The following is a 13,504-nucleotide window of genomic DNA, read 5'->3' as shown; positions in this document are numbered from 1 at the left end:
TCGCTCCTGTTCCGCCGTCAGAACCGACAGTACGAGCGCATTAGGTCAGATCCGGTCCTGTACGCACGGTCAACGCCGCCTGACCTTCAGGGCGTTGTCCGTACGGGTGGTGGGATTGCCGTCCGGGTCGTTCTGGACGCGCTCGTGCTCCCCGCTGAGCAGCACCTCCCACTCCCCCGCCGGCAGTTCCAGCGCGGCCAGCACCTCGTCGGGCGTCGGCAGCTTCATGTCGGCGTGCCGGTCGTCCCAGGCCGGGAAGCCCGCGTGCCCCACGATCAGCAGCACCCCGCCCGGGGCGACCGCGCGGGCCGCCCGGCGCAGGATGCGCTCCCGGGGCAGGTCGCCCATGGAGTGCAGGAACTGCGCCGAGACCAGGTCGTACGCCCCTTCGGGGAAGGTGGCGCCCAGGTCGTGGAACTGCCAGTCCACCCGGTCGGCGACCCCGGCATCCGCCGCGTGCTCGGCGGCCCGGCCGAGCGCCACCCGCGAGATGTCCGTCGCGGTGACGTGCCAGCCCCGGCCCGCCAGCCAGACCGCGTCCGCGCCTTCGCCGCAGCCCAGGTCCAGCGCCCGGCCCGGCGCCAGCTCCTCGACCTCGCGGACGAGCACGGTGTTGGGCCTGCCGCTCCAGATGCGGTGGCTCTCGCGGTAGCGGTTGTCCCACAGCTCCGCGTCGGAGGGCGCGTTGCGGGCCTGCACGGCGCGCCGGGTGTCCTCGGTGACCAGGTCCCCGTTGATGGCCGCGCCGGCCTTGAGCCCGGCCGCCGCCGCGCCGATGACCTGGTCCATGAGCCCGGTGACGTTCCCGGCGACCCACACCCCGGCGGCCGCCGTCGCACCGGCCGGGTCCGCCTCGATGTACGAGCCGAGCGTGTGTCCGCCCGCCTCCAGCGGTACGGGGCGCAGCCCCAGGCTCTCCAGTACGCCGGAACGCGCCGTGAACCTCGGCTGGACGACCACGGCCGCCCGCTCGACCACCCGGCCGCCCGCGAGCCGGACGCCGGTCAGCCGGTCGCCGGCCACCTCCAGTCCGGCCACCTCGCCGTCCACGACCGCGATGCCGCGCGCGGCGAGCTGCTCGTACTCCTCGTCCGTGGGCTCCGGCCCGTTGTGCAGGAAGAGCGTGACGTCCTCGCTCCACTGCCGCCACAGCAGCGCCTGGTGCACGGCCATGGGGCTGACCGCGATAACCCCGATCGCCGCGTCGCGCACCTCCCAGCCGTGGCAGTACGGGCAGTGCAGCACCTCGCGCCCCCACCGCTCGGCCAGGCCCGGGACCGGCGGCAGCTCGTCGGCCAGCCCGGTCGCGACCAGCAGCCGCCGCGCCGTGACGGCGGCCCCGTCCCCGCGCACGACCCGGAACCCGGCCCCCTCCGGCAGCCGCTCGGCCACGGTGACCTCACCGGTCACGACCTCGACCCCGTACCCGGCGACCTCGTCCCGCCCGATCGCCACGAGCTCCAGGGGCGGGGTGCCCTCACGCCCCAGGTAGTTGTGCACGTGCGCGGCGGGCGCGTTGCGCGGGTCCCCCGCGTCAACCACCAGCACGGACCGCCGCGCCCGCCCCAGGGCCAGCGCCCCACTCAGCCCGGCGACCCCGCCACCGATCACCACTACGTCGTACGCCTGCGTGTTGTCGCTCATGCGAACCTCCTCCATGTACGGAGATGGTGCGCGCAACCGCCCTTCGCGGCAAACATACTTGCCGATGCGGCAAAACGCCCCACGCAGACGCAAGGTCGCACCGCCTCGTGCGTTGCAGCCTTCCCGCCGTCACTCGATCGGTGGCCGCTCTGAAAACGCTCAGTGACGGAATATTTCACACACCCCGGGAAATCGGCGCCATTGCACTACCCATTGACCTTCTTTGAAGAATTCAATGAGCGAAGGATAGTCTTCGACAATCTTTCCGAGGACACCGATCTTAATCAAATTCAATCCCCATCCCCATCCCCATCCCCAGATTACCCGAACAAATCACTGACCCGTCGCCTGGACATGACCCCTTATCCCAGCTCAGGGCCCTGCCTGACGACAAGTACGCCTGGAACCAACAGCTAGAGCCCGTGGGCAATCATTTGGGCAATGAACTCCGAAAGTGTAACTCCTTGCGGAATCAGTTCACCCCCCTCCATGCTCGAATACCCAAATACCGACGGGTCGACAGAATCAGCCTTCGCACAATAGAAAATATATCCTTGATGCATAAAAAATACTACATAGCCATCCAGTGAAATCTCATCCCCACCATCTCGCAGAATCTCATACGCGGCATCCTTGATTCCGATCAAGTCTGGATAGTAGACATCTTCGGAACCCAATACGCCACCGCGAGAACTTCCACAAATCTCCAGAAACTCTCTGTACGCGCGTGGCAAGCACACCCCCTGGTCAAGCTCAACCTCTTGAATCTCGGCGGACGACATTCCATTTACTTCGAGACGAACGAACCCCTTTGAGGCGCCAAGCCCAAGCGCCCTTTTGTAACCATCGATATAACTCAACTCAACCTCCACAGATTAAATGACAGTTGTTGGGCATCCAGCCTCGACCGGATGCCCAACAACTACTTACGCGCTTTACTCTCCAATCGCAATCCGGAGCCAGACGTTCGGATAGCGTTCCCTGAACTGATCTATCACGCCACCACAGGAAGTACACGGGGTCTTACTCACCCTGATGGTGAGGATACCTCGCTGCCCCACCGGCTCCCCAAGAACCCGCGCAGCCTCTTCCATGACTTTGTATTCCGCGTCAGCACCCCGATTGAAACTATAACCAATCCCGGTATCTTTGGTCGCAAAAACTGGATTTCTCGGGGTTTCAAGAAGGCCAGCTTTATCGGGACCGCTTGCCGACCTCATAATAGTGGTCCCGTCCTCTGTCTGGAGAAGACCGGAAGCAACTACACGCCTCTTCCCGATATGCCATGTCGATCGAAGTCCGGTAATGGCAGCCACGACGGTGGCATCGTGCGTAGCCAGTAGTCGACTAACAGCCAGCACCCGGGCCCCTGCAGAGAGCGCACTCCCAAGAATCTTACCCCAGGGCGCAAATTCGGCCGCGAGTAGAGCACAACTCGCCACGGCCCCTTGCTTGCACTTCATAATTGTTGCCGCAGGAACGAGTCCCAGAGTGCTGCGCTCGAAGTTCTCCGCTGAGCACATGTGATCACAGACCCAGCCAGGGATCGTCAAGGGTGGAGCCTGAGGCTGCGGACTCGGCACACCTGAACTCTTGGTGGGAGCGGCGGGCAAGCTGCCGGCCGACGGAATTACGCCGCCGTCTCCGGTGCCATAGTCACAGGTGTAGTAACAGCCATTCTCTCCAGTACCTCCGGGTGCCTTGCCGGCATCCTCGCGATGCTGGCCAGGGCGTGGCTCGTTGTGGCCAGTGCCGTCATCGAGCCACAGGCCGGTGGGATCGGAGTATGTAACGGGGCTGTTGTTGCTGTAGGTGTAGCCGTTCATCTGCTGGGGGTCGGTTAGGTCGAGGACCGGGTCGACTGAGATGAAGCGGCCGAGGTTGGCGTCGTATTCGCGGGCGCCGAGGTGGGTGAGGCCGGTGGTCTTGGTGTCGTCGGTGCCGCCGACGAATCCCTTGGTACCGGGCCAGGTTGTCGGTGTGGTGCCGCGTTCTCCGCCGAAGGGGAGGGTGCGGCGCTGGGTGAGGGCGAGGCTGGATGCCTGGATGGACAGTTCGCCGGTGCCGTGCTGGTCGGCGACGGTGAAGGCGAAGGTGCCGTCGTCGCTGCGGATGGCCATCTGGCCGCCGCCGAGGTCGAAGTACCGGGTGGCCTTTGCCTTGGTGGCGCCGGCGGGAAGGGTGACTTCGGTGTTCCCCAGGTACAGGGTGGTCTCGGTCGGGGTTCGGCCTATGAGCCGATTGCCGGAGGCGTCGTAGAGGTAGCTGGTGGTCTCGCCGCTCTTGGTGACGCTTGCCAGGTGGCCCTCGGCGTCCCAGGTCAGCGACTGGCCCGGGCGGGTGATCGTGTTCCCGGAGGAGTCGTAGGTGTAGGTGTCGGTGGTGGAACCGGCAGGCCCGGTGGTGGTCCGGGAGCTCAGGCTGTGCGCCTGGGCCGCGCCGGGCGTGGGGTAGGTGTAGGTGTCCTTGAGGTCCTTGGCCGTGTCACCCGTGACGTCGTGCCGGGTCTGGGTGGCGCGGTTGCCGGACTTGTCGTAGGTGAAGGACTGCCAGTACGGGGCGGGACCTCCGACCTGGGACGCCGCGGGCGCGGCTACGCAGGTCGCCGTGGGCTGGGCCCAGGCTTCAGTGAGCCGGCCGAGGTAGTCATAGGTGTAGCACTGGTTGTCCGTGCCGGTCCGGGACGTGTCCGAGATCGAGCGGACGTTGCCTACCTCGTCGTAGTGGTAGGTGGCGTAGCGGTCGACTCCGGGCTGGTCCTGGCGGTCGACGCGGGAGGTGGCCAGGCGCTGGGTGCCCCACTCGTAGGTGTTGGTGACCTGCGTGATCTTGCCGCCGGAGGTCAGGCTCATCTGGTACTGGAGCGGCTTGCCGGTGAGGCTGTAGCTGACGCTGGACGTCATGCCCTCGCCGTAGACCGTGGCCGGGCGGAGCGTCGCGTTGTCGTAGGTGTAGTTGGCGGAGCCGCCCGGCAGGGAGCCGGCCGCGGAGTAGCTCACGCCGGCGGCGAGGCCGGAGGGCAGGAAGGTGGCCCCCGTCTGGTAGGTGCCCTGGAGGGCGCCCTCAGCGGCGGGAATGACGACCGCAGACCGGATGGGGCGGTAGAGCCTGTCGTAGGCGGTGACCTTCGAGGTGTACGCCTGGCCGTCCACGTACCGGATGGATTCGGCAAGCTGCCCCTTGGCGCCTGCGACCGTGTCGTAGACCTGCTTGGTCCGCAGGGTTCCAGTCGCGGTCTTCTCGCGTACCTCTGTCTGGCGGCCGAGACCGTCGTAGAGGAATGCCAGTCCGGGTACGTCGGTGCGCGAGCCCTTGGTGAAGGTCACCTGGCCGCGGTCGTCGTAGGTGGTGGTTGTGGTGCCCTGGTCGGGGTCGGTCGTGGAGATTTTCCGGCCGAGCTGGTCGTAGGTGTACGTCCAGTGGTTTCCGGCAGGGTCGGTGACCTTGTCCAGTTCGTTGCGCGGTGTGTAGTGATAGGTGGTGGTGTCGTAGGCGGCGTCGGCGGAACGGCTGTGCAGCTGGCGCAGTTCGGTCGTGTTGCCGCGGGCGTCACTCAGGGTCGTGGTGGCTGTACCGCCGACCGGCGGAATGACGGTGACGCGGTCGCCACCGTAGATGGTCTTGGTGGTATTGAGGACCTGGCCGCCGTCCCCGTTGCCGGCTATCTGCTGGGTCTGTACAGCGCGGTTCAGTCCGTCGTACGCGGTGCGCGTCTGGGTCTCGACCGAGAGCGCGTCGTCCGGCTTGAACAGCTCGGCGCTGGGCGCGTTCGTGACGTAGTAGGGCTCGAAGGTCTTGCTGACGAGGCCGCGTTCGTCGTAGAAGGTGTCCGTGATGACGCTGCCGCCGTCGGGCCCAGGGTCCTGAGCCTGCCGGCTTCGCAGGAATCCGTCGAACAGTTCGTAGGACGTGATCTGTCCGCCGGTATTGTTCAGCGACTTGGTCGCGACAGTGACCGGCTTGCCCTCATCGACTGTGTAGGCGAACTGCTTGGTCGGCGTCTGCGTGTTGCGGCGATCGGCGGCCCAGACCTTGATCGTCCGGCCGAGCGCGTCGTACGCGTACTCGGTGACGTTGTTATTCGTGTCGGTCTGCTTGGCGACCAGCCCTCGTACCGGATCGATGTCCGTGGTGGTGGCCTGGGCCGTCGTTGCGTCGGACGCCTTGGCCGGTGGCGTCGTCACCTTCGTCTGGGTGGCGAAGCCGGTGTCGGGTGTGTAGGTGGTCGTGGTGGTGCGGCCGTCGGTACGTGCGGTGCGGACAGGGGTGCCGTCGTCCGTGACCGTCACGTTGGCGGTCAGGTCCGTGGCGGTCAGTGGCCTGCCGTAGCTGTCGAAGGTGGCCCCGGCTTCGAGGTAGGTCGCCTTCGTGCCGTCGTGGCTCTTCAACGTGGCCGCAGCAGTGACGTTGCCCTTCGTGGGCGCGGCGCCGTAGGTGCCGCTGTCGTAGACCGTGCGGACGTCGCTCAGGACATCCTTGGTCTTGTCGACAGGTGCGTCACATGCCTTCGCAACCGTCTCAACCCGAACCGGCATGCTGAGAATCGCGCTGCTCGCATCCCCCGCGTAGGTGGTACGCGTGCATGTGTTGTCCGTGGAGGTGGTGTCGTCGCCGTAGTCGTCGGCTTCGGTGATTCGGCCGGCGATGGTGTCGTGCTTGGTCGCTGTTGCGGTGGTGCGCCACTTGGCACCCGCACCCGCGTCCAGCGAGGTCCAGGTCTTGCTGCTGGAGGTTCCGGTGAAGTTCGAGGTGACGGTGCCCCAGTCCCGGACCTTCTTCCCGGTCTGGTGGTACCAGGGACGACTGATCGTCTTGCCGAGAACCTTGCCGCCGGGCTTGTCGAAGGTCACCGTCTTGTAGCCGAAGCCGGGAACGGCTTCGTGGTCGGTGATGGGGTCGCCCTCGTCCGTGCCCAGCGTGATGGAGACGGACTTGGTACCTCCGGAGGCATCCTTGCGGTCGCCGTTCATGCCACGCAGGAAGTAGCTGTCCTGCTGTGTCTTCATCTCGGTGGCGCCGCCCTGGCCGCCGGTCCTGACCCTGACGTGCTGGTAGCCACGCCACTGGGACCAGGTCTTCTCCTTCTCCTTGGTCAGGCCGTCGTCATCGTCGTAGTGCCAAGCGGCGTCACCGAGGTAGTCATACAACGTGACCTGGTCCGGCGACCCGCCTGTCCGGTCGGTCTTGGTCACGGATGTGGTGACGTATTTGTTGAACCATTGCAGGTCCGCGTCATCGGTGCTGTCCCCGCCGATGTACTGCGGGAAGCACCTCGTGGTGTTCGTCTCGGGGGTCGGCAACTCGCTCCAGTCGCACGCGGGAGCGGAGTAGTTGGCATCGACTTGACCACCCGACTCGTCCGCGACAGTCGAGAGCCGGGCCTTGATGAACGGGGCGTAGCCGTCGCCGGTCTTGTCGAGCCGGTTCTCCAGCTGTGTGTAATCGAAGGTGGTCTTGGGAAGCGTGATCGCCGGGGTCGCCGATTCACCGGTGTGCTGGATGCTGTCCAGCAGGAGCTGGTAGTCGGTGTCCGCGGTGCCCCAGTGGTGGTCGAGCTTCCAGGAGTCGACCTTGTCGTAGGTGCCCGCGGTGTTGCGTACCTGGGTGGTAATGCCGGTCAGTCGCTTGCGGGTCCAGAAGGACGGGGAGAGCCGGCCGTTGTCGCAGCTGGTACCGGCCTTGCAGTTCAGGTCCCAGGGGGTGTCGTACCAGTAGGCCGACTTGGAGTCGATCGTGTCGGACGCACAGGTCACGCCGGTCTGGGGCAGGCAGCGTTCCTTGTTGTCGAAGACGACCTGGGCCAGCGGCGGGGCGTAATAGGCGCCCTGCCTCAGGCCGTAGTTGATCTTGTCGAGGTATCCGCCGCGGACGTACGTCGTGTCGTCGTCGGCCTTGAGGTTGCGGCCGTAGGAGTTCGTCTCCTTGCCGTAGTGATAGGTGATGGCGTTGCCGTGTGTGTCAACAACTGTGTCGAGGTTCCACCGCCAAGCCTGCTGGCACCAGGATTCCGCGAACGTGGCGCCGTGGCACTTCTCGCCGGCGTCGTTCCCGTAGACCGGAACCGTCCAGGCCGAGTTCGTGTCCTCGTCGCCTTCCTTCCAGTCGCTGGGCCGGTTGAGGCCGAAGTAGTACTTCGTACCGTCCGGGGTGGTCACACGCCAGTACTCGCCGTCGTTGTCACCGTTTTCGAGGGCGGTGTTGTAGCTACGGGCGATCTTCGTGCCGTCGTCGTTCTTGAGCTTGAAGGTGTTGGTGCCGGTCTGTACGAGTTCGCCGCTCGCGCCGTTGAACGAGATGTAGGCGTTGTCGTACGCCCAGCACAGGTCGCCGGGCTTGTTGCCGTCGGCGTTCTTGACCCCGTCGTCCGCGCACGGCTTGTAGCGGCGCTCGATGGAACCGGGCCACAGGTCGAAGCCGTCACCGACCCACGAGCCCTGGTTGTTCGTGCCTCCGGTGCGCCCGTCGATGGCACCCGACGAGTACGAGAGACCGACGCTCGGCTTCAGCCCGCCCGGCACCTCGGGGGTCTGGAAGTCGTAGGACCAGGTGAAGGCACCGGTGTTGAGGCTCGTCGACCAGGTGGAGGACGGCGAAAGGGAGGTGGCCTTGTAGTCGCCCTTGTCCCCTTCCGCCTCCGCCGTGGCCGCCAGCACCGTCGGTGCGCCGGCCTGGAGGGACATGGCGCTGGCGGTCAGTGTCTGCTGGTCCGTGTCGTTGACCGCCGCAACAGGCTGCGCCTTACGGCACTTGTCCTGCTCGGGCGTCGTCAGCGCACAGGCCGGCAGTTCCACCAGCTGCATGCGAGACGCGTAGGAGCCGCCGAAGGACTGAGCAAAGGAGGAGTAGTCGACGGAGACGTCAACCGGCGCCTTCCCCTTGGCAGCGGGATCCGCGGCCTTCGGGGCGAGAGTGAAGAGCATGCCCTTCACTCCCGCGCGCTCGGCATGCTGGGAATCGAATACGCGTGAGGTGACGCCGTTCAGCGCGAGGGCATCGCTCGCCGGGCCGCTCTTCGCCCTGCTTTTGCCGGCCGCGCTGCTCGTGGCGCGCGCGATCCCGATCGGCTGCCCCTTCGGCGAGGCGAACCGCTTCGCGCCCTTGGCACCCGCAGCCGGCAGCGACGTGGTGACCTCGGTCGCCTTCGGCAGCGTACTGTGCGGGGTGCCTGTCGGGACGCGGGATCCCTTGTGCTGTGCCCGCGGTTTGACCTTTGTGTCCTTGGTGCCCGCGACGGGCTTCTCCGACGCCGGCAGACCGGGCAGGCTCGACGCCGCAGCCGCGACCGGGGTTGCTACACCCTGTAGCAGGCTGCCTATGAGGACCGTGGACAGGGCGAGTGAGGTTCTGCGGAGCAGTCTTGCCCCGGGACTGGCTTTCATACGTGACGTGTCCATCGCTGTCGGGCGCCTGGCCACTCTGATGGGCCGGGCGCGGAAAATCAGGTGGAGATATCGCAGAGGCAACCGCGTGTGCCGGGTGGGCGGACCACTGACAGGCCCGCCCACCCGACGCTCGTGGATCAGCCTTGGTTGCCGCTGGGGACGTCGGTGGGAATGTCGAAGAATGAGCTGGCCAGCTGGGCGATCTGGTCATCGTTCAGCGCGCCCTGGAAGGTCCAGACGTCGTCGATGACGCCGGGGAAGTACTGCCCGAACGCGTCCCCGGTCTTGGCACGGCCGACCTGTAGGGTGCCGCCCGCCTTGAACGCCAGGACGTTGTCGGCCCAGGCGATCAGGTCCTGGCACGAGGTGTCGTCCGCGTCGCCGTTGCCGTCGGCGTCGGTGCAGGCGGTCTCCTGAAGCACGCCGTTGACGTACAGCCGGGCTTCCTTGGCGAAGCCGTCGTAGACGAGGGCCAGGTGGTTCCAGTCCCGTGCGTCGTAGAACTCGGAGTTCGAGACGCTGTCGGTGTCGGCGTCGACGGTGTCCTCGGTGCGGATGTCCGCGCTGTAGCTGCCCATCCCGTCCGCGTTCGCGGCATCGGGGGTGAAGTGCAGGTCGAAGGCGCTGGTGTGAGTGCCGGCGGCGGAAACCACACTGGCGTTCTGGGTGGGCAGTGCGGCGGCTTGGGCCCATGCGGTGACGGTGAAGCTGGAGGAGGTATCCAGCGGCTGGCTGGTGGCGGTTGCGTAGTCGTCCACGCCGTCCAGCTGCAGGCCGTTGAAGTCGATCCAGCCCATGCCCTGCTGGGCCTGACCACCCAGGGTCATCGTGTTGGCGTTGTCGGAGGAGTCCGGGCTGGTGACCGGGGACCCGGTGGTGACGGTCTCGAAGTTCCAGCGGGCCTTGACCAGCGGGCGCTGGCGGAACATCTGCGCCGCCTCCTCGGCGGAGACGGGCCGGTCCATGATCCGGACGTCGTCGATGGTGCCGGGGAAGTAGGAGCCCATGGCTCCGCTGTAGTTGGACGCGCCGATGTACATCGACTGGTTCGCGTAGAAGGCCCCCTCCAGCGTCGTCGCGCCGGCCTTGGCTCCGTTCACGTACAGGGTGAGGGTGTTGGCGACGGTGTCGTGGACACCGACCAGGTGCACCCACTCCCCCACCCGGGCGGTGGTGCCGTCGGGCTGCATCGCACGGATCGGCGTGGCGTCGGCGCTGTCGCCGGAGTACTGGTTGAACACCCACCGGTCATAGCCGGCCGAGTAGTACAGCTCGAAGCCGGGAGCCACCTGGCCTGCCTGTGCGGTGATCACCGCGGCGCCGGTCGGCTTCTTGTCGAGCTTGGCCCAGGCCGAGACGGTGAAGCTGCGCTCGGTGTTGACGTGCGGGCCGCTGGTCTGGCCGATCTTCGCGTAGGCGTTGGTGCCGTTGAACTTGGCGGCCTTGCCGGCGATGCCCTCCACGCCCGTGGTGACCGTGCCGTTGTACTTGGCGGGCAGGACGCCGCCGTGTCCGCTCAGTTCGGTGGCATCGGCCGCGTCGTCCATGCCGAAGACGGCGATGGCGGGGCGGCCGGGGTCGCCCACGCTCTGCTTGGCCTTGAGCTTGTCGACCTCGTCCTGGGCGAGCGGCTTGTCGAAGATCTGCAGATCATCGATGGTGCCCGGGAACAGGGCGCTCGGAGTGCCGGTGAAGTTCTTGCCGCCCACCAGCAGGCCGCGCCGCGCGATCCACGGCGCGTCGTAGGGCACCGTCTCGGCCAGCACACCGTCCACGAACAACTGCAACTCGTGGGTGGAGGCGGAGTTCGAGTAGGAGCCGACCAGATGGGTCCAGGTCCCCGCCTTCACCTTGCTGGTGTCACCCTGGTCGGCGCGCGCCAGGCCGGCGGAGGCGTCGTCGGACTTGTACTGGTTGAACGACCAGCCGAACGTCGTCGAGTAGTACAGCTCCATGCCAGGCGCGTTGTTGCCCGGGATCAGGGCCACATCCGCGGTCGCGGTCGGAATCTTGTCGAGCTTCACCCACGCCGAGACCGCGAAGCCCCTGCTGGTGTCGACCGGCGAGAGATCGGTGGAAGCGTAGGCGTCAGTGCCGTTGAAATGCACCGCCGTGCCATCCGCCCCCGCCACGCCCGGGGTCGCGCCACCGTGCAGCCCCAGCGCGCGCCCCGGAGTGGACCCCTTGGCTTCGCTCGCACCTGCGGCCTCGTCCAGCTGCCAGGTCGCCCGGGCCGGCTGCCCCGCCTTCACCCGGAACTGATAGGTCCGGATCTCGCTGCCGTTGCCGACCGAGTCGAAAGCCTGCGCCGTCACGAAGTTCACGCCCGGCTTGGCGGGAAGCACCTTCGCGATCTGAGCGGCCCCACCCGAGGTCGTGATCTTGTTCTTGGAGGACGGGTCGGTGTTGATGCCGTACCAATACGACGTCACGTCCGTACTGGCCGAGTCGATCGTGAACGACCCGTACTGCCCCACCCCGTCGTACCACGGGTCGTCCGGATCGCTCGGATCGGACTCCGGGTACTGGCCCGAGGCCACGGCAGGCGCCTTGGGCACCGACGTGTCGTAGACGAAGTAGCAAGCCTGCGGGTCGCCGGCATACGACCATGGTGAGTACTGCGCGCCGTCGTAGACGCGGGCATACCAGTTCACCGTCTTGTTGGCCGGGATGGACGAGGGCAAGCTGATCGTGAAGTCGGAACCCGACTTCTTGGCACCGGTCCTGGCCGGGCTCCACGAACCCCCGTCCCAGCTCGCCTGGAACTGCACCGAGACGCTGTCCTTGTCCGGGTCCGTCACATTGTTCGCGGTGATCTTGCCCAGGGTACGCACCCGCGCGGCCTTCGACGCGGGCTTGCAGGTACCGCCGTACTCCATCGTCAGCTGCGAAGACTTCAGCTGCGACGGGGGACGGTTGTACTGCACCCGCAGGAATGCCTTGTCCGAGAACCGCTTCCACCCATAGCCGTCATTCTCGTTGCCCGCCCGCAGACCGAACGTCATCGTCGAGTCGTGCGCGTTCGCCGCCGACTGCACGGCCGACTTCACGTTGAACTCGGCGTCCTTGGCCGAGCAGCCGCTGTAGCCGTACGCGAACGAGTCGGAGGCCAGCTTATTGACCCAGAACCCCGAAGCGTTCTGCGAGTTCCACGTCGTCGACGACGAGATGCCCTTTGTCTCCCACAGCTCCACCGAACGCGCCAAGCAGGACGCCGATCATGTGTTGTGCACGACGAACTCGGCCGACAGGATCGACTTGCCCGCGAACGTGGACACCGGGATGCGGTAGAAGAGCCGCTTGGTGTCATTGGGCTGGCAATACGACCAGTTGCAGTAACCCATACCGGAGTCCGAGTCACCGTTGAACTTCCACTGCGGCGACGACGCCCAGTACTTCGACGCCATCGTCCACGCCGACGCATGCGGCGAATACCACTGCGGATCGATGAACACCGGGTAGGTGGTGCCCTCTCCCTTGAGCACCTGGGTATCCGGGGTCAGTACCAGCTCATCGTCCGTGGTGACATCCACGCCGACGGGTGCCAGCTGCCCCGACTCGGCGGCCCCCGGCTCCCCGTCTCCGCCGTCGGTGGCCGTGGCCGTGACGCCCAGCGACTTCGCCGCCGGCGCATCGCCCTTGCTGGAGTCCCACATCAACGGCTGCGGCGCCTCGAATACCGTGCCGCCGGCACCGCGGTCGACCGCCTGCAATCCGCCCTGGCTGGTCTCCTTGACGTCCAGGCCCTCGGTACCGAGCTTCAACCGCAGCTCAGCCAGCTCCTCGCTCTGCGCAGCCTCGGCCGTCTTGACCACCAAAAGCTGCGAGAAGCCGTCCTCCTGGGCCGTCATTCGCAGATCCACGCCCGGCAGCACCGACGGGTAGGTGGCTACCGCACCGTCCAATACCGGGGCCGGCAGCGACGTCGGCCACGTCAGGCTCGCCGCACGGCCCGCTCGCTCCAGACGCACCAGCGGCTCCTTGGCACCGCCGCCGGAGAACGCCAGCTGCACCGTAGTCGCGGCCGGGGCGACCGTGCCGTCATCCTGTCGCGCCAGCGTGGTGTCGATGTGTTTCCAGCCCTTGCCCGACCGGGTCCAGACCGGACGCAGGTACTCCCGCGCCTCCAGATTCCCGTCAGCCGTCGCGAAGACCTCCCGCGTCTCACCCCGCTGGGCAAGCACCTCGACCGGCTTGCCAGACTTCTTCGCCTGTGCCAGCGCCTCGGACTCCGAAGCCGCCCCGGCCGACGCATCGCCGGTGTCGGCGGCGGTCTCACTGGAAGCGGCGGCCGCCGGAGCGGCTGCCGTTATCGACAGGCCAGGCAGCACCGCTCCCCCGAGCGCGGCCGCGAGCACCGCCCCCAACCAACGCTGCTGGCTGTGACGTCTTCTTCTTTGCATATTCTCCCCGCCCCGCTCACGACGTGCCTTTGCAGCGTGAAGCACCACGACAGGCTGCAACCCCGAGAGCGCTCC

The 13,504-nt window shown here is 66.6% G+C and carries 3 protein-coding genes and 1 pseudogene; all 4 read right to left on the bottom strand.

Features of this window, described 5'->3' with window-relative positions; all coding sequences use genetic code 11:
• Positions 1 to 69: 69 nt before the first annotated feature.
• The 4 genes and pseudogenes from OG338_RS22355 to OG338_RS22340 all read right to left on the bottom strand — a co-directional run bounded on the left by OG338_RS22355 (position 70) and on the right by OG338_RS22340 (position 13,429).
• Positions 70 to 1,644 carry an FAD-dependent oxidoreductase gene (locus OG338_RS22355; RefSeq protein ID WP_405939023.1) on the bottom strand — a complete coding sequence of 525 codons (1,575 nt, stop codon included), beginning with the start codon at positions 1,642 to 1,644 and terminating at the stop codon, positions 70 to 72.
• A gap of 413 nt (positions 1,645 to 2,057) precedes the next feature.
• Positions 2,058 to 2,516 (bottom strand): SMI1/KNR4 family protein, encoded by a 459-nt coding sequence (locus tag OG338_RS22350; protein WP_405939022.1) that lies wholly within the window; start codon positions 2,514 to 2,516, stop codon positions 2,058 to 2,060.
• 63 nt (positions 2,517 to 2,579) lie between these two features.
• Positions 2,580 to 9,023, bottom strand: coding sequence for an RHS repeat-associated core domain-containing protein (locus tag OG338_RS22345; RefSeq protein ID WP_405939021.1), 6,444 nt, complete (start codon positions 9,021 to 9,023; stop codon positions 2,580 to 2,582).
• A gap of 140 nt (positions 9,024 to 9,163) precedes the next feature.
• Positions 9,164 to 13,429: pseudogene (locus OG338_RS22340) on the bottom strand (LamG-like jellyroll fold domain-containing protein).
• Positions 13,430 to 13,504 lie beyond the last annotated feature (75 nt).

Source organism: Streptomyces sp. NBC_00726 (assembly GCF_045161735.1).
Lineage (GTDB): Bacteria > Actinomycetota > Actinomycetes > Streptomycetales > Streptomycetaceae > Streptomyces.
This window is presented reverse-complemented; position numbering and strand designations above follow the sequence as displayed.